Source organism: Acinetobacter calcoaceticus DSM 30006 = CIP 81.8 (genome assembly GCF_000368965.1).
Classification (GTDB): domain Bacteria; phylum Pseudomonadota; class Gammaproteobacteria; order Pseudomonadales; family Moraxellaceae; genus Acinetobacter; species Acinetobacter calcoaceticus.
This window is the reverse complement of the sequence record NZ_KB849779.1, coordinates 85,650-107,506: the sequence shown is the minus strand read 5'-3', so window position 1 is coordinate 107,506 and position 21,857 is coordinate 85,650. Positions and strand designations below refer to the sequence as shown.

The following is a 21,857-nucleotide window of genomic DNA, read 5'->3' as shown; positions in this document are numbered from 1 at the left end:
GCGTAATCTCCTTAGAATAAAAGGCAAAATATGATGTTATCTTCTAAAGTTTCACTGCGATTAACTTTGCTTGCTTCGGCTATATTTTTGGTGGCATGCCAACCTAAAGCCGATCCTAAGGATTCTCAAGAACAGCAGAAACCAGCAGTCGAAGAACAAAAGCCAGTAGAACTGACTTTGAAGGGTGAAACAATTCCGAGTAAGGTTGCTTTACCTGATTGTGATGGTAAAACTTGTCCCGAATTTACAGTTGAGCGTTTACAGAGTAATTTTCCATTTATTGATAAAATTGTAGATCAGCAAATCTTAAAGGCTCTAGATCAAATTTTAGAGATTGCTGAGCCTGATACTAAAGTGAAGCAACCAGATCAAAAAACAGAAGCTTCAGCGGTTGCGGGTGCAGAGCAAAAAAATAGCTTTGATGCCCAGGTTCAACGTTATGCAAATTCATTTATTGGTTTGGACAATGAATTAAAAGCTTTAAGTAGTAGTCATCAAATTAATCTTTTAGTTAAACCTAAGATCTTGCAGGCTCAAGGTAAAGTGGTCACTGTTGTACTTAATAGCAGTAGCTATTTAGGTGGTGCTCATGGTTCTGCTGCACAGCATTATTATAATTTTGATTTAAAAGAACAAAAGCAGATCAAGCTTGAAGACTTGTTACGTCCACAGCAAAAAGCAGCGTTAGAGAAGTTGGCGCATGAAGCCTTTAAGACTTGGGTTACAGACTCTAAACTGGCTGATAATGTCGCTGATTATGAACAAGCTTGGCCATTTAAATTATCCGATAATTTCTTATTGGGTGAACAAGGTTTAATTCTTCAATATGGTGAATATGAAATTGGACCATATGTGGTGGGATTACCTCGATTAGTCATTCCGTATGATCAATTACAGGAAGTCTTGAAAAAAGAGTATTTGCCGCAGCCTAAAGCGCAACCAGCTTCAACACCTGTTGTAAAAAGTGGAAGCTAATGCGTCTGTTTGATACACATACGCATTTTGATGTTGCCGATTTTGATGAAGATCGGCAACAGTTAGCGCTTAATGCCAAAAAAGCTGGGGTTGATGCACTGGTTTTAATTGGTTTTGTGCAGTCACGTTTTGATGAATTGCTACAAACCCATCATCAGTTAAATAGCTGGGAAAATGTACCGACTTCATATCTAGCACCCGGTTTACACCCATTTTATATTGAGCAACATCAGCCAGAACATCTTTCTCATCTTGAGCAAATTTTGCAGAAAGAAGAATGTGTGGCAGTAGGTGAAATTGGTTTAGATACTTTCTTAAAAGAGCATAAGCACCCTGATATCTATGCGAAGCAAAAACAATATTTTGCTGATCAGTTAGAGCTGGCAACCCAATATCAAAAACCAGTACTTCTCCATATTAGAAAAGCACATGGTGATGTACTCGCAATGTTAAAAGCTCAGAAATTCAAACTGGGTGGAATTGCCCATGCTTTTAGTGGTGGCATAGAAGAAGCGAAAGGCTTAATTAAACTTGGGTTTAAAATTGGTGTGACAGGGCAAATTACTAATCCGAATGCAAAAAAACTTCATACGGTTGTGCAGGCTATAGGTGCAGAGCACTTGGTGATTGAAACAGATTGTCCCGATATGACCCCACTTTGTTGCCAAACCTCAACTGAAGAGCGTACCCGTAATACCCCAGTTAATTTGCTTTATGTTTTGCAAAGTTTGGCAGAAAACTTAAACATATCAGCGTCAGATTTGGCCGTACAGCTTTGGGAAAACTCGCTCTCGGCGTTGAAATTATCGTAATAAAAATCAAAGATTAGAAATATTAACTAAAACAAAACACAGCGATTAAAAAAGAAGCTTAAAGTAAGAAAACAACATGTAAAAACGTGAAAAATAACATTGCCAGACATGGGAGGATAACCCAATGGCTAAGTATAGCAATATCAATAGTTTTAATGCTTTACAGACGCTAACAGTAGGTTCCAGCAATTATCAGATTTTTAGCTTAGCCCAAGCCGAGAAAACGCTAGGGGATATTGCCAAACTACCGAAATCTTTAAAAGTATTATTGGAAAACTTATTACGGTTCGAAGACCAACTTAGCGTTAAAACTGAACACATCTATGCCTTAGCAGAATGGTTAAAAACCAAAGGTTCTGAACAGGAAATTCAATATCGACCTGCTCGAGTTTTAATGCAGGATTTTACAGGGGTGCCTGCTGTAGTCGATTTGGCCGCAATGCGAGCAGCCATGGCTCAAGCTGGTGGAGACCCAGAGAAGATTAACCCTTTATCTCCTGTCGATTTGGTGATCGACCACTCGGTGATGGTTGACTATTTTGCCGATGATCAGGCTTTTGAAGAAAACGTACATATTGAAATGCAGCGTAATGGCGAACGATATCAATTTCTACGTTGGGGACAGTCGGCATTTAATAATTTTAGTGTAGTGCCGCCAGGTACAGGGATTTGCCATCAGGTCAATTTAGAATATTTGGCCCAAGCAGTGTGGTTGGGGGAGGATGAAGGCAAAACTTTTGCTTTTCCTGACACTTTAGTGGGAACAGATTCGCATACGACCATGATTAATGGCTTGGGTGTTTTAGGCTGGGGCGTAGGCGGTATTGAGGCTGAAGCTGCAATGTTGGGCCAACCCATCTCTATGCTTATTCCTGAAGTCATCGGTTTTAAACTTACAGGAAAATTACCAGAAGGTATCACTGCAACTGACTTGGTGCTCACCATTACTCAAATGCTTCGCCAAAAAGGTGTAGTGGGTAAATTCGTAGAATTCTATGGAGATGGTTTAGCAGATTTGCCTCTTGCTGACCGTGCAACAATTGCCAATATGGCACCAGAATATGGTGCAACTTGTGGTTTCTTTCCAATAGATGAAGTGACTATAGGATATCTGAAACTGACAGGGCGTCATGAAGACCGTATTGAGCTCGTTGAGGCTTATAGTAAAGCTCAAGGTTTATGGCGTAATGTTGGTGATGAACCTGTTTTCACAGATACTTTAAGTTTAGACATGACCACGGTGCAAGCAAGTTTGGCTGGACCAAAACGCCCGCAAGACCGAGTGCTGTTATCAGAGGTGCCTAAAACGTTTAATGCGCTCATGGAGTTAACGCTAAAACCAGCAAAAGAAGCAAAAGAACGTCTAGAAAATGAAGGTGGTGGTACTGCTGTAGAGGCAAAAAAAGCAAATATTCAACATGAAAGTCCATCTTGCGTGATTGAAGGGCAAGAATATCCGTTAAATCATGGTGATGTCGTAATTTCAGCCATTACCTCTTGTACCAATACCTCTAACCCAAGCGTGATGTTAGCGGCCGGCTTGCTTGCTAAAAAAGCTATTGAAAAAGGCTTACAACGAAAACCATGGGTGAAAAGCTCTCTTGCACCTGGTTCTAAGGTCGTGACTGATTATTTGTTGGCTGCTGGGCTTACGCCGTATTTAGATGAGTTGGGTTATAACTTGGTGGGGTATGGCTGTACAACCTGTATTGGTAACTCAGGCCCATTACCCGAGCCAGTCGAAGATGCAATTCAATGTCATGATTTGAATGTTGCATCTGTACTTTCTGGTAACCGTAATTTTGAAGGAAGAGTACATCCATTAGTTAAAACCAATTGGTTAGCTTCACCGCCTCTTGTGGTTGCTTATGGTTTGGTTGGGAATATTCGTACCGACCTGACAACAGAGCCTCTTGGTGAGGGCAAAGATGGACAGCCCGTCTATTTAAAAGATATCTGGCCAAGTCAGGCAGAAATTGATGTTGTCTTGCAGAAAGTAAATACAGAGATGTTCCACAAAGAATATGCAGCGGTCTTTGATGGTGACGCGAGTTGGCAAGCGATTCAGATTCCAAAGAGCAAGACTTATGAATGGGCCGATGACTCGACTTATATTCGCCATCCTCCTTTCTTTGAAGGAATTGGAGAGCCACCGAAACCAATTAAAAATATTGAACAGGCGCATATTTTGGCTGTTTTAGGTGACTCAGTTACAACCGATCATATTTCACCAGCGGGGAATATCAAAAAAGATAGTCCTGCGGGTCGGTATTTACAAGAGCAAGGGGTCGATCCAAAAGACTTTAACTCGTATGGTTCTCGACGTGGTAATCATGAAGTGATGATGCGAGGAACTTTCGCCAACATTCGTATTAAAAACGAAATGCTTGGTGGTGAAGAGGGTGGTAATACTATTTACATTCCAAGTGGTGAAAAGCTTGCCATTTATGATGCAGCGATGCTTTATCAACAAGAAAACACACCTCTTGTGATTATTGCAGGTAAGGAATATGGAACAGGTTCTTCACGTGACTGGGCTGCAAAAGGAACAAATTTATTAGGTGTGAAAGCAGTAATTGCAGAGAGTTTTGAGCGTATCCATCGTTCAAACCTAGTCGGTATGGGAGTGTTACCATTACAGTTTGTTGATGGGCAAACTCGTCAATCTCTTAATTTAACGGGTCATGAAGTGATATCAATCCGTGGTTTACTGGACGGGATTCAACCTCATCAAATTCTTGAAGTTGATGTAAAAGGACCGGATGGGGTAGCGAGTCATTTTAATGTGTTGTGCCGAATTGATACGTTAAATGAGGTCGAGTACTTTAAGGCTGGTGGTATTTTGCATTATGTACTTCGGAATTTGATTGCTTCATAAATCGATAAACTTAGCACGGCCTTATAATGACTGTGCATTAGCCAAAATTGGATTTATAGGCGTATCTTTACTTTTTAAGGATAATGAGCTGTGACTAAAACAGCGCAAGGCAAAAATCCTTTGTCGGGCTGACGGTATGTCCTTATACCGCAGCCCAACTGGGCGGCATCCATGCCGCCTGTCACGCTAGTAAATGATGAATTAAATCTTAAATAATATAATTTGACTTATAATGACAAGACTTACCGTGAATTCAAATATCTCGATCTCAAGTTTTCTTTGATCTGAAATACACTTTCTTCTGAAAAGCAGTAAAATAGTCACCGTGTTTTATATCCCCCCAAGAGTAACAATGACCGATCTCCAACAAGATGAATATGAACGTCGTTTTGCAGGTGTAGCCAAAGTTTATGGTGATTCCTCGTTTCAACATTACGAGCAAAGTCATGTAATGGTGATTGGTATTGGTGGTGTGGGCAGTTGGGCTGTAGAAGCTTTGGCTCGTACCGGAATTGGGGAAATCACATTAGTGGATATGGATGTTGTTGCGGCATCAAATGTGAACCGTCAGCTACCAGCGATGACCTCTACATTAGGCTCTGAAAAAGTGGAGATCATGGCGGAGCGCTGTCGCCAAATTAACCCGCGTATTAAAGTAAATATTATTGATGACTTCCTTACACCTGAGAATGTCACAGAGCTTTTAAATCCTGTACCGGACATTGTTCTAGACTGTATTGATGACGTTAAAGCGAAGTTGGCTTTAATGCTGCATTGCCGTTTTAACAAAATTCCTTTGATTGTTTCTGGTGGAGCAGGCGGTAAGCTCGATCCGCTTAAAATTCGTGTCGCGGATTTATCAAAAACCGAACAAGACCCAATGTTGGCGAAGTTACGTAGCCAACTTCGAGCTCGTGGTATTTGTAAAAAGCCAAAAGAGAAATTTGGAATTACCTGTATTTATTCGATTGATAACCCATTCTCAAGTGCAGATGTGTGTCCATCGGCAGGTTTACGCTGTGGTGGCTATGGTTCTGCAGTAGTGGTGACTTCAAGTTTTGCCATGATTGCCGTAGCTGAAGTTTTAAAGAAACTTGATTTAAAGAAAGTTTAGTTTAAATATTAAAAAGGCGTGCTCTTATGTTTGGGCATGCCTTTTTCTTTTTTAGTCATATAACTCTATCGTGTCGTGTTTGGGCTGTGTTGGAAGCTGCTGATCGTAAAATTTAAAGCACCATAAAATTAAAATAACGACAGTGAATATGGTGAAACCTTTTAAATACTTCATGAATAATTTAATTAAGTGAATGGCCTTAATAAAATTCTAGCGAAGGTAATCTATCTAATCTAATATAGAAAATAGGCTTAATGATCTAATTTTGAGATGGGAATGCTAACTTTAAAACAATTTCAATATTTTATAAAAATTGTTGAAGAAGGCAGTTTTACGGCTGCTTCAGAAAAGCTCTTTATTGCTCAATCAGCTTTGAGTAGGCAGATAAAATTATTAGAAGAAGAGATTAAATTTCAGCTATTTGATCGTACTGACAAGAAAGTAAAGCTTACAACAGCGGGAGAGGTCTTTTATAAGAAAATAAAAGATAACATGCTCTACTTAAATGAAATTATTGATCTTTCTAAAAGTGTTTCGGAAGGGAAAAACCGCCAGATTAAAATTGCTCACTCAAGCAGTATTGTCATGGATCATAAAAAGATTCAGATATTAAAAGAAATTAGCTTAGCTAAGCAGATAAATTTTGAGGTGAATACCTTGTCATCGGAGCAGCAAATCTTAGCTTTAATGAATGGAGAAATTGATATTGGTTTTATCAGGCCACCAGTTCGGCACACATTAGATGACATCAATGTTCTTAAGTTATATGACGAACCCTTAATGGTAGCTCTGCATGTTGATCACGCTAAATTTGCAAATAAACAAGAGATTCAAGTTAAAGACTTAAAAGATGAATATTTCGTTTCTACGCCACATTCTAAAAGAGGTGGTTTAAGCTATTTGGTCTCAAATCTATGCTTGGCTGCTGGGTTTACACCTCAGAAGGCTTCTATCCAATCTCGTAAGGTCTCACAATTGCAGCTTGTTGCTGCAAATTTAGGTGTGAGCATTGTTCCTGAAGAGTTTGAGCAGATTTTGCCTGCCAATGTAAAATTGTTACCGTTGGCAGATCCTCTATTATTTTCAGAGGTAGTTTTAGTCTATAGAAAAGAGAACGATGAAATTATTCAGCATTGTGCCGAACTCATTCATCAAATGTTTCAATCTTAGAAAATTGATTAAGCTTCTAAACGATAGTAAGTATAAGTGACGCTATCATCTTTGTAGACATCATAGCTATTTTGTTTGAAGTCAGAGACCCATTCACTTCCTGTGTATCCAGCAATATGTCCATAAACATGGTTGCGGGTTCTGTGAATGATATAGATGTCACCTTCTTGTGGTTCATCAAAGGCTGGATTAATTTCTTTATAGCCAATCTTTTTGAGAGTGTCTCCCCAGTCTGAAGCTGCAATGGGGTGATTCCGAATATCTGCACCAGCAGATTCGAGAGCAAGGCGGATACTACGTGCACAACGGGCTTTGCTGCGTCTTGAGGTAATACTTTCTAATTTAGCTACGAATCTATCAACATCTATTGCTGGAGTATCGGAAGTTTCAGTTTGATGATTACTAGGTTTCATGGTGAAAGGATAAGGGAGACTTGGAGTGCTGTGGGATACAACAATGGCTGCCTGATTTGAATCCTGATACATATAATTATCAGCTACTTGTCCGTCATAAATAATCATCGTGAAATCTCTACCGTACTATCTATATCCATATTAAAAAAATCACCACCTACCTGTGGCGTTCAGAGATACTAATAGGCGTACCTTAAAAGTTTTGTTTACGTTATGTAATAACGTATCTTTTTTCCAAATATTGCTACCTAGAGATAAAAAGATACTCATTAAAATGAAACACAAAAAAATTTAACTTAAGTTATTGATATTTTTATTTAAAAATAATTAATCAGAGCTTAAATTTGAATATTTTAATTCAGTCATTGCGAATATACTCAAAATCTAAGTCCCTGATTTAAAATGCCACATTTTCTTACAATTTAAGAAGCCATCACATGCTTAAGCCTGATGTTCTTTTAAATATTCCTCAGTACGAATTAAAGCTGCTTGCATGTTGCTAATAGCCTGTTCAACATCACCTAAAGTTTTTGCATTTCCGCCACTTAGCGCCTGACGCCATTTACGCGCACCTGGTAAATTTTGGAATAAACCCAAAATATGACGTGTAATGATGGAGAGTGGAGCACCTTCAGCCATACGCTGTTCAATATAAGGTAGCATTTGTTCCATAATCTCGAATCGATCTGGAGCTTCCAAATTCCAAAGCTGACCCATTTCCGCGAGTAAGTACGGATTATGATAGGCTTCACGGCCAATCATGACGCCATCAACATGCTGTAAATGTGTTTGAGTTTCAGCAAACGTTTTAATCCCGCCGTTAATTTCAATGGTGAGATGTGGGCGCTCTTGTTTTAAACGATAGACATCTTCATAGCGTAAAGGTGGAACTTCACGGTTTTCTTTTGGTGACAGGCCTTTCAAAATAGCAATACGGGCATGAACTACGAAATGGGTGCAACCTGTTGCTGCGACAGTATCTACAAAATGAAGCATCTCTTCATAAGAGTGCATATCATCAATCCCGATACGGTGTTTCACCGTTACCGGAATGTTTACTGCTTTTTGCATAGTATGAATACATTCAGCAACCAAATCTGGTTCTGCCATTAAGCAAGCACCGATTTTATTGTTCTGTACACGGTCACTTGGGCAGCCTACATTGAGGTTAACTTCATCGTAACCCCAGTCTTCAGCCATTTTTGTGCAAGTCGCAAGCTCTTGCGGGTTTGAACCGCCTAACTGTAATACGATAGGATGCTCTTGTGCACTGTAGTCTAAATGGCGTTTTGCATCACCAAATAGGATTGCACCTGTGGTGACCATTTCGGTGTATAGCACAACATTTGGGTTAAACAAGCGAGCAAAGAATCGATAATCCTTCGTTGTCCAATCCATCATGGGTGCGACAGAAATACGAGGTTGTAACGATTGAAGTGATTGCATAACCAATAGCCCAAAAGTCGCTAAATTAATGAAAGGGCAGCATTATACGAGGTTTATGCTTGAATCGACAGAGGCATTTAGCCGAGTAATTTATAACCACCCTTGTGTTGGATATAGAAAGATGATTTATAACAAGTTACCTTATTGGGAAATCATTTTCTTTTTTTGTAAGATAGCATCAAACAAGCTAAACAAAATACAAAGTACAACTAACCCAATACCAGCAAGGCAAGTCATGGTCCATCCGCCACGGTTCCACGCAAAAATTCCTAATGCTGAACCTCCTGCGCCTCCAATAAAGTAAGTGGTCATATAGATGGCATTAATACGAGATTTAGCATCTGGTCGTAAACGGAAAATAATGCTTTGGTTGCTCGTGTGTACGAGTGCTAGCGCTAACTGAATTAAAGCAAAACCAGTAATATAACTCGCAAGCAAAGTTTGCCCATAATAAAAGCAGAGCCAGCTTAACAGGAATAAACCACAGCCCATCCATGTGAGTAGAGTGGTACGTCCCTGATCAGCATATTTACCAATATAACGGGTTGATAAGGCACCAAAGATACCGACTAAAGGCACTAGTCCAATAAATAGATCAGGTAAATGATGTGCTGAGGTGAGGAGTAATGCGATGGTGGAATATAAAATACTCACAGATGCGAAGGCGAAAGCACCTGTAAGCGCTCTTAATAATAGTCTTTTCTCTTGTTTTAAAAGCTGACCCATGGAACCAAAGATTTGCCCATAGTTCATTTTCATGCGTAAAACATAAGGCAAGCGACTTTTTAAGGTATATGCCAACAGAAGCATTAATATGCCGCTTACCACATAAACCACTTTCCAGTGGAATAAGTTAGAAAATAGGCCAGCCAGACTGGTAGAGAGTAAAATACCAACCAATAGGCCACTCATTAAAAAACCAATGATCTCGCCAGTTTTTTCAGGTTTTACCGTCATTGTGGCAAGTGGAATCAACACTTGAGCTGCAACCGAAAACAATCCTGCTAAAATTGTACCGATCCATAGCATGGGTAAGTTAATAGCAAAAGCAGAAGTAAATAAGCCAACTGCACAAAGCACCATCAAAAACGGAATAGCCTTGGCTTTATTGACGATATCACCCATCGGAACAATAAAGAGCAGTCCGAGGGCATAAGACACCTGAGCAAATGTAACGGTCAATGCGGCTTGTGCTTGAGTAACAGCAAAGTCTTGTTGAATGGAGTGAATAAGAGGCTGGCAATAATAATTCACACCTGCACATAAGCCACATGCTGCTGCCATCAACCAAAGTAAAGGTTTATTTTGACTGATATCTTCAGGGGTAGACATGATGTTCTCTCGATTTTATTAGGTGTATGCGGTTGCTTCGACTTCAATGAGCATATGCTCTAATGCAAGGCGTGGTACAGGAATGAGTGTACAGGCTGGAAAAGGATGATTTTTCCATAAATTCTGCATAACTTTAATCAAAATTTCATGTTTTTCGACCGAATGGTCAACAACTAAAACTCTTAATACGGCAATGTTGCTAAGCTCTGCATCGGCAGCAATCAAAGCATGTTTAATGTTATCAATAGCTTGGGAAACTTGTTCTTCAAAGTTTGGGCTTAATTCACCTTTTGAGTTTTCGCCTCCTTGACCTGCAATATGAATAATCTTTTTAAAGTTTTCTACCACAGCAACATGACTATAAGCATTTGGAGTAGGGTCGTATAAAGTTGATGGATTTATTATTTTAAAAGTTTCTTGATTCATGAGACTCAACCGTTCAGTAAAATTTAGATGAGTATCCAACCTCAACTTAAGTTGAGGTCAAGAGAAATTAGTATTTTAATCTTTTCTTTCTGAGGGTAATTATCATGACACCTGCAATATTTAAAATACAGCCTACCCATTGCCACATATTGAGATGTTCATTTAAAAAAGTAACCGCGAGCAAAATAGTTAAAACTGGTCCTATTGAAGCAATCATGGCAGATTGAGAGGCACCAAGTCGCTCAATACTTTGCATGAGCATAACGGTAGGTAAAACAGTGACCAAAAAGCCAAGTCCGACGCCGTACCAAATTACATTAGATGGAAGTTGTAATAGAAGTTGGATAGGCTGAGGAGTGCTTAATACATAGTGCGTTAATGTACCGATACAAGCGACTGTTAAAGCTAAACCTGTGAAATTCCAAGAACCAAATTTTTTAATTAATGGCGGGGTCAGTAGTAAATAGCCTGCAAAAGCCACAGCACTCGCAAACACGAGACTTGTGCCTAACCAGAAGTTGCCCTGAATTGGTGCATTGTTGTGCTCTTGAAGCATGACCAATACAGTTCCACCATAACTAAGAAAAATGGCAAATAAACTTTTTGCATCTAATTTTTGTTTGTAGAGCAAGCTTGAGACAATGACTGTGAGTGTGGGATATAAAAATAGAATAATTCGTTCGAGTGAAGCACTAATAAACATCAGACCCATAAAATCGAGCCAGCTGGCAAAGTAGTAGCCTAATAGACCAGCAAAAATTAAAATTAGCCAATCCTTCTTTTTTATGCCCTGATTATGATGCCTGTTAAACCAGCAAATTAATAGAAAGAACGGTAAAGCGCTTAACATGCGTAAAGCCATCAGGACTGTGGCGTCTACTAATGGAGAAAGGGCATAAGTCTGTTTAATAAAGATTGCTTTTGTACTGAATAGAAAAGCAGAGCAAAGAGCAAAAAAAGACCCGATTTGAAACGAAGATAAAGAAATTTTCATATACAAGACTGTATAAGAGAGACTGTTGTCTGCAAAAAAAGAAAAAGCTTCCTATGTTACACCTCAAATTAAATATCGTGAATCATCAGTTCAAAATATGGGTATTTATTAAATAAATATTGGGTGGTATTTTAAAAAAGTTCAATTAGAATCCAAATTCTGTACAAAGAATACACATGGGGGAAACATTGCAGGTTGCAATGTTTTTGACAATGAGAAATTAGCTTGAGGAACGCTCATGCAAATCGGAATCCCAACCGAAACTGTCGTCGGTGAAAATCGTGTAGCTGCTACGCCAGAGACAGTAAAGAAGTTGATTAGCGCTGGTCATAGCGTTGTGATTGAACGTGGTGCCGGTGTAAAGGCTGCGTACATTGACAGTGCTTATGAACAGGTCGGTGCAACCATTACGGATGATGCCTATACGGGTAGTCAAATTATTTTGAAAGTTCGTGCGCCACAAGGCGGGGAAATTCAAAAACTTCCAGCAAATACTGCTGTTGTAGCAATGTTTGATCCTTATCGTAATACCGAGCTAGATCAGTTTGCGAATCAGCAAGTTTCTGCTTTTGCATTGGAATTGCTTCCTCGTACGCTTTCTCGTGCGCAGAACATGGACGTATTGTCTTCTCAGGCAAACCTTTCTGGTTATAAATCAGTTTTGCTTGCTGCCGCTGAATATCAGCGCATGTTCCCAATGCTTATGACAGCTGCTGGTACTGTAAAACCTGCTCGTGTTGTGATTATGGGCGTGGGCGTTGCAGGTCTTCAGGCAATTGCAACGGCAAAACGTTTAGGTGCAATTGTTGAAGCAACTGATTTACGTCCTACGGCAAAAGATCAAGTTGAATCTTTAGGTGGTAAGTGGTTAGACGTACCAATGTCTGAAGAAGAGCAACAACGTGCAGCTGACGCCGCTAAAAATGGTTATGGATGGATGCCGGGTGAGCAATACATCAAAGACCAAGCCGCGATTGTAGATAAAGCTGTATCTAATGCTGATATCGTGATTACAACTGCATTGTTGCCGGGTCGTGATGCTCCGCGTCTGATTAAGGCTGAAACTGTTGCCAAGATGAAACCAGGCTCTGTCATTTTAGATATGGCTGTTGAAACTGGCGGTAACGTTGAAGGCTCTAAAGTGGGCGAGACTGTGTTTACAGAAAATGGCGTGAAAATTTTGGGTGTTCCAAATATTCCGGCAACTGTAGCGACAGAAGCTTCCGCACTATATGCGCGTAACGTATTCAATTTCGTAGAAACTTTATTCGACAAAGAGAAAAACTTTGCGATTAATCAAGAAGACGAAATCCAAAAAGCCCTATTGGTCACTCATGGCGGTCAAGTACTGCTTAAGCGTGGTTAAGGAGATTTCTCATGGTTGAAACTATTACAATTTTCGTCCTTGCCATCTTTGTAGGTTATTACGTAGTTTGGGGTGTTACACCAGCTTTACATACACCACTTATGGCAGTAACCAATGCGTTGTCATCTATTATTGTAGTGGGTGCAATGTTGCAAACTGTGGGTCTGCCTATTTTGGGTGTAGATGCTAACGTTGCATTTCAAAGTGTGAATGTGGTGAGCGTACTGGGTGCGATTGCGGTATTTTTGGCAAGCATTAATATTTTCGGCGGCTTTGCAGTAACTGCACGCATGCTGGAAATGTTCAAGCCTAAGCAAAAGAAATAAGAGGGCTTTGACATGGAATTTATTCAAGCAAATGCAAATTGGTTGTACCTTGTAGGCGCAATTCTCTTTATCTTGACGCTTCGTGGTTTGTCTGGCCCTAAAACAGCAATTCAAGGTAACCGTTACGGTATGATCGCGATGGCGATTGCTGTAGTTACGACCTTCTTTGTTGCAAATAACCCAGTCATCTGGATGATTGTTGGTGCAATGGTGTTGGGTGCAATCGTTGGTATTGCGCGTGCTCGTACTGTACCAATGACTCAAATGCCTGAAACTGTTGCATTGATGCACTCGTTAGTTGGTTTGGCTGCTGTCCTAATTGCAATTGCTGCAATTTTGCATAACAACCAACTCACTGCATTGTTTGCTCAAAATGAGGCAGCTTTAACGGCGGCTGGTGTACAACATGTGCACATGAGCAAAGTCCACTTATTTGAATTGTTTGTGGGTTGTTTTGTTGGTGCGATTACCTTTACTGCATCAGTGTTTGCATACGGTAAATTGGCTGCAAAAAAATGGGCAAAAACGATTTCTGGTGCATGGGTTAAACCGGTTCAGGCGCTTATATTTATTGCAATGCTTGCAGCAGGCATCATGTTCTTCTTAACGAATAATATGACTGCATTCTGGGCGATGACAGCACTTGCACTTGCATTTGGCTGGGTTTGGATTGCACCAGTTGGTGGTGGTGATATGCCTGTAGTGGTATCGCTTCTTAACTCATTCTCGGGTTGGGCAGCAGCAGGTATTGGTTTTACTCTTGAAAACAACATGTTGATCGTTGCGGGTTCTCTCGTAGGTTCATCTGGTGCGATTCTGTCGTACATCATGTGTAAAGCAATGAACCGTTCGATCATCAATGTATTGTTTGGCGGTGCAATGGGTGGTGCAGCGGTTGCTACAGCTGCTAAAGGTGAGCAAGTTCAGCGTAATCACCGTTCTGGTTCTGCTGATGATGCCGGTTTCTTGATGTCAAATGCCGACAGCGTTGTGATTGTACCGGGTTATGGTATGGCACAAGGTCGTGCACAAAATGCTGTAAAAGAATTGTGTGAAATTCTAAAAGAGCAAGGTGTTCGCGTTCGTTTTGCTATCCATCCAGTTGCTGGTCGTATGCCTGGTCATATGAACGTATTGCTTGCTGAAGCAGACGTAGCATATGAAGACATCTTGGAAATGGATGAGATTAACTCAGACTTCCCTGCAACTGATGTGGTGCTTGTAATTGGTGCAAACGACGTAGTAAACCCAGCTGCGAAAGATGATCCAACTTCACCGATTTATGGTATGCCGATTCTTGAAGCGCATAAAGCGCGTACGATCATGGTGATTAAGCGTTCTATGGCAACAGGTTATGCAGGTCTGGACAACGATTTGTTCTATAACGAAAAAACAATGATGATTTTTGGTGATGCCAAGAAAGTTGTTGAAGATATGACTAAAGCAATCAATGGTGGCGGTCACTAATCTGACCTTAATCAGGATTGTAAAAGCCACCCTCGGGTGGCTTTTTTATTTGGCCTATTTGTTTAAAGAAATTTTTCTACAAGGTCCATTGACTGTTGATAGAGGTCACGTGCAAGTTTCTGATTTTTTGCGTGTGAAGATTTCCAGTCTGGCATATGCGCACTGACATATTCACCATTACGATTCTGCCATGCATCTCCAGTTGCCATTTCTGTAATGAGATTTGCTGGAACTGAGGTTGGGACTAAGCCTAATTTCATTGCTGCATAAACTGGTTTTGGTAAGTCGCGATAAATATCAGAAGCGACACCACCTGGATGCAATGCATTATTGGTAATTGAACTACCTGCTAGTTGTTCTGCTAAAGCATTGCTGAATAATAAATTTGCAAGCTTCGATTGCCCATAATAGAACAAGGGATTGTAAAAACCTTCTGCTCGAAACTTGTTGGGTTTAATGGAGCCCACCCAGTGTGCGATGGATGCGAGATGAATAATCCGTGCTTCAGACGATTGTTGTAAAACTGGAAGTAATTTTTGAGTTAGTAAAAAATGGCCTAAATAATTAACACCAAATTGCTGTTCGAAACCATCGACAGTCAGTTGTTTGGTTTTGGCAAATAACCCTGCATTGTTAATGAGTACATCAAGGCTACCATAGCGATCTGCAATCTCGTCGGCTGTCTTTCGAGTTAATTCAAGACTGTTTAGATCGAGAGAAACTAAATCGACTTGTCCTTGGTTGAGTGAGCGTAATTTGTTTTGTGCATCTTGCGCTTTTTCTGGATTTCGGCACGCTAAAATAACATGTTGCCCTTGTTTAACGAGTTGTTCTGCCGTGGCGAAACCAATACCTGTGTTGGCGCCCGTAATTAATATTCTCACTTTCTGTACTCCGGTTATGCTATTTATTGGTGGGGACTTCAAGAGTTTGTATATTGCTGCAAATCTGACAATTTGTCATGTCAAATTTAAAAGTGCACGATGATTGGCTTTTAATGGCTAATAAAGCATTCGATGAAATTTAAAGATTTTGTTATTTAAAAAATATAAATACCACTTTATGAAGGGGGCATACTTTTTATAAAGAATTAAAAAAGCGGCTCAAAAGAGCCGCTTTTTTTAAAAGCAAAATTTTAAGCAACCGACTCTGGAGCGGTACGCCATAAGCTTTCTAAATCATAGAATTTACGAGCTGTTGGTAGCATCACATGTACTACAACAAAGCCGAGATCAATCAAGATCCATTCTGCATCTCGTTCACCTTCAACGCCAATCGGGCGGAAACCGGCTTTTCGAGCTTCTTCTGCAACATTGTCAGCGAGTGCTTTGACATGGCGAGTAGAAGTACCACTTGCAATTACAATAGCATCAGAGACATTGCTAATTGAGCTAACATCTAACTGGAGAATATCTTTTGCTTTTACATCAACTAAAGCGTCATGAACAACTTTGAGACAAGTCTGTACGTCTTTATTTGAGGTGTTCATTGCGAAATCGTGAGAATTAGACACGCTGGGCGATGGTTCTAAATTCATATAGGGTATATTTTCCTGACAATTACTCACTATCTAATATAGTGGTTTTCGCGCTAAATTTCAATCAGAAGTCGTAACAGTTTATATATTTACATCATCGGAAAAATACTTTTTCTTCCAAGTAAATGACTGATTTGAAGTATTTTCAGGCTTATATTCTGCTGCAATATAGTTTTGATAAGAGCTTTGCTTTAACCAAGAAAATATTTGTTCATAAGGGATTTGGGCTGTATCTGGTTCATGACGACCCGGACAGTCCGCAAATTGAATATGTCCAATTAAGTTAATATTTTCTTGCAAACCCTCAAGTACATCTTCGCCCATCATCGCCATGTGATAGCAGTCATATTGCATTTTTAGAGCAGGATGATTGACCGCTTCTAGCATTTCTTGTCCTTGCGCAATGTTCTGCACCAAAAAGCGTGGCATATCTGTACCGTTAATCATTTCAAAAACGGGTTCTATACCGTGTTCACTAAGTAAGTTACTGGCAAGTTTTAAATTAGCTGCTAATGTTTTCAAACAAGGGAGTAGGTCGGCATCTAGGGGCTGTTTCCCTGCCAAAATGTTAACACGGGGAACTTTTAAAGCAGTGGCATAGCTAATTGCTAATTCTAATGCTTCACGAAAAGCTGTTTCTTGACCGGGTACACCAGCTAAACCATTTCCGTCTTGCATAAGATCACCAGCAGGCACATTGATTAGACAGAGGCTAAGTTTGTAGCGTTCGAGTTGAGTTTGAATATCGGAAATAGCCAATTCATAAGGAAATTGAATTTCTACATATTCAAAGCCCTGTGCATGCGCCAGAGCAAAGCGTTCAATTAAAGGAACTTCGGTAAAAATCATGGATAAATTGACTGCAAGACGACCCATACTCAAACTCCGTTTATTTTTGCTCTATTAATTGAATCATAGTAGCTAAATCTTTCTCAGCAAAGCCATTTTTTTGGTGAGTTTGTAGCTGTAGTAGAGCTTTTTGTGCAACTGGGATGTCTAAATTAACATTGTTAGCCAATGTTACTGCGTTGTTAAGATCCTTAGATAATGTTTGAACTTTCCACTGAATTGGTTCAAAGGTATGAGTTGCCATGCGTGGAGTTAGAATTTGAAAGGGTTTAGAGTCAGCAAATCCACCGGCTAGGGCAGGAGCAAGCAAAGTTGTATCTACACCAGCTCGATCAGCAAGTGCGACAGCCTCTGCAATAAGAGCGCTGTTGGCTGCAACAATAAGTTGGTTACAAATTTTGGTGGCTTGGCCGGTTCCTGTATCTCCCATGCGAGTCACGCGTTGAGACAGAACATTATAAATAGCAGTTAATTCTGTAATAGTTTGAGCATCACCGCCTGCAAAAATGACAAGTGTGCCTTGTTCTGCACCCGCTGTCCCACCTGATACAGGTGAGTCAATCCATGTGACCTCATGGGTAGCAGCTGCTTGAGCAAGCGTTTTCGTTGCAGCAACAGATAAACTCGAGAAATCAACAATAACCTGTTTAGCTTTTAAGTTAGGCTGAATTTGCTCAAATACAGCTTGTACTGCTTTGTCATCTGCCAGACAGATTAAAATAACTGGATATTCACCAATATCTGAAAGTTCTAAAGCTTGTGCACCGATATCAATAAGTTCGTCACATGCAGCGACGGTTCGATTCCAAACAGCAACTTGAAAGCCAGCTTGAATAAGGCGGGTTGCCATTCGACTTCCCATAAGCCCTATGCCTAAAAAAGCAATAGGGGTGTTGCGATCAAAATTCATAATCTAAGCTCTTATTTATATTGGCGTGGCAAAAAATTAACTTCCGGATGTTTGTCTTTTTTACGAGCAAGTTTGCTATTTTTACCAAGTAATAATTTAAGTTGCCAGATTTTTTCTAGACGTAATGATTTTTCTGGTTGATGTTCCATTGCGTCAAGTACACGTTTTGCCGCAGTGAGGGCATCAGGTGAGCGCTGCAACATTTCAGATGCAATCTCATTTGCTTTCTCTAAAGGAGTGTCACTTAAATGAGTTACAAGACCAATTTCTTTTGCATAATTCCCATCAAAAACACGGGCAGTTAAGGTAAGTTCTTTCGCAAGGTCAACGCTAATTAAACCTTTTAATGAGCGAGTAAGTCCCATATCAGGAACTAAACCCCAGCGGCTTTCCATAATCGACATTTTTGTTTCTGGATGAGAAATTCGGATGTCAGCAGCCAAGGCGAGTTGCATACCCGCGCCGAAACAATATCCTTCTAATGCCGCAATAACAGGTACAGGTAAATTCTGCCAAGTCAGAAATGCTTTTTGAAAAAGGCTTTGTCTTGGTTTTACAAGTTCCCAAATGGCAAAAGCAGAGTTTTTGGGATTGTTGAGGTCAGATAAGTCAATGCCAGCACTAAACACATTTCCTTCGCCTGTCAAAATAACACAGCGAATATCTCTATCCTTTTTAATTGCTTTTGCAGTTGAAACTAACTCTTTTAATAAGGCAAAACTCATCGCATTGCGTTTGTCTGGACGGTTTAAATATACCGTTGCAATGCCATTATTTTTTTCAATACGTAAGAGTGCCATGAGATTCCCGCTTCTTTTTTTATAGATGAACGGAGCATAACATGGCTGTAATCTGGAAACATGACAGCTCAGTCATACCTATTTGGTCGATATGTTAGTCAGGTATCACCAAGATCTGGTGAGCAGCACTTTCTACTTCTTTAACGACAAGACCTAATTCATCAAAGCGCTGTATAACCTCTTCAATGAAGCCTTCATCTGCTATACGGCGTTCTTTACGTAGCATTGAAATAAATTGTTCAAAGTCACCTGTAACTTGTTGTAGTTTCGGGGCGCCTACATAGCGAGTGGCACCGTACAGGCGATGTAAAACATGCTCAAGTTGAGGGAAGTCTTCAAGCTCAATGAGCTGCTGCATTTCGTCTAGCTCAGTTGGAAAACTATCAACTAACATTTTGAGGAGATCTTGTGCTAAGTCTTCTTTATTTGCTGCGAGTTGCAAACTTTGTTGCCAGTTTAAAATTTGTGGGTCTAAAGCTTCTGCAACTACAAGGTGGTCTTTATCTATGGCTTTTGCTGTAAAGTTGTTTTTAGTCCATTGCGTTAAGATCTGGATGATTTGCTCCATTTGAATTGGCTTGGTGACATAGTCATTCATGCCTACTTTAAGAAGCTTTTGCTTTTCATCGGCAAGTGCATGGGCCGTTAACGCAATAATTGGAAGCTGCATTTCTCCATCGAGCGTTGACTCTAAAGAACGGATAGCACGTGTGGTATCAATGCCTGACATAACTGGCATTTGGATATCCATAAACACCAAATCAAATGGTTTGAGTTTTTGGTCAATTCGTTCTTGAATAAGGTTAAGCGCTTCTTGACCACTTAACGCTTTAGTTGTTTTAACGTTTAGTTCACCCAACAAAGCTTCTAAAACAATTAAGTTTGGTAAATGGTCATCTACTGCCAGAATGTGTAAACCCTGACCATTAAAATCTTGCTGTTCTTCTTCAAAAATAGGTTGGTTGCTTAATAATTGAATGAGTCCACTACGGCTTAATGGTTGATATAGAGGACGAGCACGATATTCACTGAGCATGTTTGGTTCAAGCGTCATTTGATAGCCATAGACGGCTAAATTGCCTTGATAACGGCTACGGATTTCTTTTAATAATGCTTCTGTATCACCGCTATGATCAACGATAAGCCATGTATTATCTTTCTGATCAAGATGTTTTAAACGACTAAACAAGTCTAGAATCGATTGTGTTTCGATATGAGGAACATGGTAGTTTTCAAGGTAATAACGTAAAACACTTGCTGTAGCAGGGTGAGCAAGATAAGACACCACTTGTAAATGCTCAAAGTGCGGGTGTTCGATTTCGTAATCTTCATCTACCACAAATTGTGCGGTAAACCAGAACGTTGAGCCTTTTTCTGTCGGTGCACGTTCTTGATTGTCCTCAAAGCCAATTTGACCATGCATCAGATGAACAAGCTGTTTAGAGATGGCAAGGCCTAAACCAGTACCTCCAAATTGACGTGTAACTGATGCATCGCCTTGCGAGAATGATTCAAATAATTTTTTACGATCTGTACCACTTAAGCCAATACCACTATCTTGAACACTAAAATGAAGCAGACATTGCCCAATATCATCATGTTCCATACGAACACGGACAATAATTTCACCATCTGGAGTGAACTTGATTGCATTAGAAATCAAGTTGGTCAGAATTTGCTTGAAGCGTAAAGCATCACCAATCACTTGTTGTGGAATGTTGTCCGCATAGTAAAAAGCCATGGCAATATGTTTTTGAGCGGCCAAAGGAGACAGCATATCCATAACATCAAAAATGGCTTCTTCTAAATCAAAGGGCGCTGTTTCAAGCTCTAACTTGCCTGCATCAATTTTTGAGAAATCTAATACATCGTTAATTAATGCCAATAAATGGGCAGATGACTTGCGAATGGTTTGTAAATAAAGATTCTGTTCGTTATTTAAATTTTGTTGACGAAGCAATAAATGAATAAAACCATCAATACTGTTGAGAGGCGTTCGAAGCTCATGGCTAATATTGGCAAGGAAAACTGACTTTGCCTGATTTGATGAAATCGCTTGGTCACGTGCTTGACGATAGGTAATGTTTTGAACTTCTAAGGTATCTAATGTTCTGCGTAAATCTTCTTCTGTTTGTTCAGTGTGTTCTTTTAATTCCAAAAAGCTAAAGTGCAATCGCTTAACAACGTTTGCGATGTCTCGCTGTAGTAAGCGTAGCTCCCCAGTACTATTAATGACTAGGTGCTGGTCTAGAGTATCTGCATTTAGACGTTGTAACTGCATGCGAATTTCATACATCGGCGCAATCCAGCGACGAGAATAAAAATTCAAGCATAGTAAAAGTAGCAGTAAGGTCATTAATCCAGTAATGACGAGGGCAATCATAATGCGATAACGTGCCAACTCTAGAGGCTGGTTATCCATTTCAATCACTAACCAGACTGGCGCTTTTCCAGCTTTATTACTAATCTGTAGTCCATAAATATTGTTGTGGTTATAAGAGATTGGACCAAAAAAATTATTACTACTGGGAAAGCTAGGCCAATAACGATTATCACGATAACCAATACTTAAATAAGTCTGTCCGTTGTTATCGATGAGTACCGCGCGTTTAAGATTTTTTTCGCTAAACATGCTTTGCATGATGTGCTGAGCATGATCGTATTCATCGGGCTGTAGTTCGACCAGCGTATACAAATCTTTCGCAATTTGATTGTAGCGAGCTAAAATTGCTGAGGCATGATGTAGCTGTTGTTGTTTTACCGAATGTGACGTTTCAGTTAAAACCAGAAAAGCACCGACCCCTGTTAAAATCATAATCGGCACAAAAATTAGAGCAATCAATTGCCCATATGCATGATTCAGACGTAAGCGTTTCGATATGGTTTTATTGAAATTAGACATGGCTACATCAGATTTATCTCTCTGTACGGCATCTTATCACGCTTTATTTTAAAACAGACGGCATTTTATAAATGACCGAGCTTTAATCGCTTTCATGAAAAAGCATATTGAAATGGGTGCAGTACCGAGCATTTTTTCAT

At 39.9% G+C, this 21,857-nt stretch carries 20 protein-coding genes; 8 read left to right on the top strand and 12 right to left on the bottom strand.

Annotated elements, in window-relative coordinates:
- The first annotated feature begins 33 nt into the window (after nucleotides 1–33).
- The 4 genes from F936_RS02905 (at nucleotide 34) to F936_RS02890 (ending at nucleotide 5,779) form a co-directional block, all read left to right on the top strand.
- Nucleotides 34–975 carry an RsiV family protein gene (locus F936_RS02905; protein ID WP_017390093.1) on the top strand — a complete coding sequence of 314 codons (942 nt, stop codon included), beginning with the start codon at nucleotides 34–36 and terminating at the stop codon, nucleotides 973–975.
- Entirely contained in the window at nucleotides 975–1,787 is an 813-nt protein-coding gene (locus F936_RS02900; protein WP_005044790.1) for a TatD family hydrolase, read from the top strand. Before F936_RS02905 ends, F936_RS02900 begins: the two co-directional genes overlap by 1 nt.
- Before the next feature lie 124 nt (nucleotides 1,788–1,911).
- Nucleotides 1,912–4,665, top strand: a complete 2,754-nt coding sequence (gene acnA / locus F936_RS02895; protein ID WP_005044789.1) for an aconitate hydratase AcnA — start codon at nucleotides 1,912–1,914, stop codon at nucleotides 4,663–4,665.
- A 352-nt stretch (nucleotides 4,666–5,017) separates the two neighbouring features.
- Complete coding sequence (locus tag F936_RS02890; protein WP_005044787.1) at nucleotides 5,018–5,779, top strand: tRNA threonylcarbamoyladenosine dehydratase; 762 nt, start codon at nucleotides 5,018–5,020, stop codon at nucleotides 5,777–5,779.
- A gap of 51 nt (nucleotides 5,780–5,830) precedes the next feature.
- Here the strand turns inward: F936_RS02890 and F936_RS18575 are convergent, their stop codons facing one another.
- Complete coding sequence (locus F936_RS18575; RefSeq protein WP_080547764.1) at nucleotides 5,831–5,953, bottom strand: hypothetical protein; 123 nt, start codon at nucleotides 5,951–5,953, stop codon at nucleotides 5,831–5,833.
- 96 nt (nucleotides 5,954–6,049) lie between these two features.
- On the opposite strand from F936_RS18575, the gene F936_RS02885 reads away from it, so the two are divergent.
- Nucleotides 6,050–6,949, top strand: a complete 900-nt coding sequence (locus F936_RS02885) for a LysR family transcriptional regulator (RefSeq protein ID WP_080595448.1) — start codon at nucleotides 6,050–6,052, stop codon at nucleotides 6,947–6,949.
- 8 nt (nucleotides 6,950–6,957) lie between these two features.
- Here the strand turns inward: F936_RS02885 and F936_RS02880 are convergent, their stop codons facing one another.
- From F936_RS02880 to F936_RS02860, 5 genes are all read right to left on the bottom strand, one after another.
- Nucleotides 6,958–7,470 carry a hypothetical protein gene (locus tag F936_RS02880; RefSeq protein WP_004641199.1) on the bottom strand — a complete coding sequence of 171 codons (513 nt, stop codon included), beginning with the start codon at nucleotides 7,468–7,470 and terminating at the stop codon, nucleotides 6,958–6,960.
- Nucleotides 7,471–7,803: 333 nt separating this feature from the next.
- A complete protein-coding gene (dusA, locus tag F936_RS02875; RefSeq protein ID WP_005044783.1) occupies nucleotides 7,804–8,808 on the bottom strand; it encodes a tRNA dihydrouridine(20/20a) synthase DusA in 1,005 nt (334 codons plus the stop codon).
- Nucleotides 8,809–8,949: 141 nt separating this feature from the next.
- Nucleotides 8,950–10,140: an MFS transporter gene (locus tag F936_RS02870; RefSeq protein ID WP_005044781.1), complete on the bottom strand. Its 1,191-nt coding sequence runs from the start codon at nucleotides 10,138–10,140 to the stop codon at nucleotides 8,950–8,952.
- An 18-nt stretch (nucleotides 10,141–10,158) separates the two neighbouring features.
- A complete protein-coding gene (locus F936_RS02865) occupies nucleotides 10,159–10,566 on the bottom strand; it encodes a RidA family protein (RefSeq protein ID WP_005044779.1) in 408 nt (135 codons plus the stop codon).
- 67 nt (nucleotides 10,567–10,633) lie between these two features.
- On the bottom strand, nucleotides 10,634–11,560 hold the full coding sequence (locus F936_RS02860; RefSeq protein ID WP_005044777.1) for a DMT family transporter: 927 nt from the start codon (nucleotides 11,558–11,560) through the stop codon (nucleotides 10,634–10,636).
- A 238-nt stretch (nucleotides 11,561–11,798) separates the two neighbouring features.
- Here F936_RS02860 and F936_RS02855 point away from each other — a divergent pair, with 238 nt between their 5' ends.
- From F936_RS02855 to F936_RS02845, 3 genes are read left to right on the top strand one after another with little or no spacing between them, the layout of a single operon-like run.
- Nucleotides 11,799–12,926 carry a Re/Si-specific NAD(P)(+) transhydrogenase subunit alpha gene (locus F936_RS02855; RefSeq protein ID WP_004641209.1) on the top strand — a complete coding sequence of 376 codons (1,128 nt, stop codon included), beginning with the start codon at nucleotides 11,799–11,801 and terminating at the stop codon, nucleotides 12,924–12,926.
- 11 nt (nucleotides 12,927–12,937) lie between these two features.
- Nucleotides 12,938–13,252 carry a proton-translocating transhydrogenase family protein gene (locus tag F936_RS02850; protein ID WP_003654992.1) on the top strand — a complete coding sequence of 105 codons (315 nt, stop codon included), beginning with the start codon at nucleotides 12,938–12,940 and terminating at the stop codon, nucleotides 13,250–13,252.
- A gap of 12 nt (nucleotides 13,253–13,264) precedes the next feature.
- Nucleotides 13,265–14,719 carry an NAD(P)(+) transhydrogenase (Re/Si-specific) subunit beta gene (locus F936_RS02845; protein WP_003654994.1) on the top strand — a complete coding sequence of 485 codons (1,455 nt, stop codon included), beginning with the start codon at nucleotides 13,265–13,267 and terminating at the stop codon, nucleotides 14,717–14,719.
- Between the two features lie 62 nt (nucleotides 14,720–14,781).
- Here F936_RS02845 and F936_RS02840 read toward each other — a convergent pair whose 3' ends face one another.
- The 6 genes from F936_RS02840 to F936_RS02815 form a co-directional block, all read right to left on the bottom strand.
- Nucleotides 14,782–15,603 carry an SDR family NAD(P)-dependent oxidoreductase gene (locus tag F936_RS02840; RefSeq protein ID WP_005044775.1) on the bottom strand — a complete coding sequence of 274 codons (822 nt, stop codon included), beginning with the start codon at nucleotides 15,601–15,603 and terminating at the stop codon, nucleotides 14,782–14,784.
- 251 nt (nucleotides 15,604–15,854) lie between these two features.
- Nucleotides 15,855–16,256: a ribosome silencing factor gene (gene rsfS / locus F936_RS02835; RefSeq protein ID WP_003654998.1), complete on the bottom strand. Its 402-nt coding sequence runs from the start codon at nucleotides 16,254–16,256 to the stop codon at nucleotides 15,855–15,857.
- A gap of 81 nt (nucleotides 16,257–16,337) precedes the next feature.
- Entirely contained in the window at nucleotides 16,338–17,132 is a 795-nt protein-coding gene (locus F936_RS02830; protein WP_005044771.1) for a hydroxypyruvate isomerase family protein, read from the bottom strand.
- 13 nt (nucleotides 17,133–17,145) lie between these two features.
- A complete protein-coding gene (locus F936_RS02825; RefSeq protein WP_005044768.1) occupies nucleotides 17,146–18,015 on the bottom strand; it encodes an NAD(P)-dependent oxidoreductase in 870 nt (289 codons plus the stop codon).
- An 11-nt stretch (nucleotides 18,016–18,026) separates the two neighbouring features.
- Nucleotides 18,027–18,815, bottom strand: coding sequence for a crotonase/enoyl-CoA hydratase family protein (locus F936_RS02820; protein ID WP_005044766.1), 789 nt, complete (start codon nucleotides 18,813–18,815; stop codon nucleotides 18,027–18,029).
- A 94-nt stretch (nucleotides 18,816–18,909) separates the two neighbouring features.
- Nucleotides 18,910–21,717: a GacS-like sensor histidine kinase gene (locus tag F936_RS02815; protein WP_005044764.1), complete on the bottom strand. Its 2,808-nt coding sequence runs from the start codon at nucleotides 21,715–21,717 to the stop codon at nucleotides 18,910–18,912.
- Between the last annotated feature and the right edge of the window lie 140 nt (nucleotides 21,718–21,857).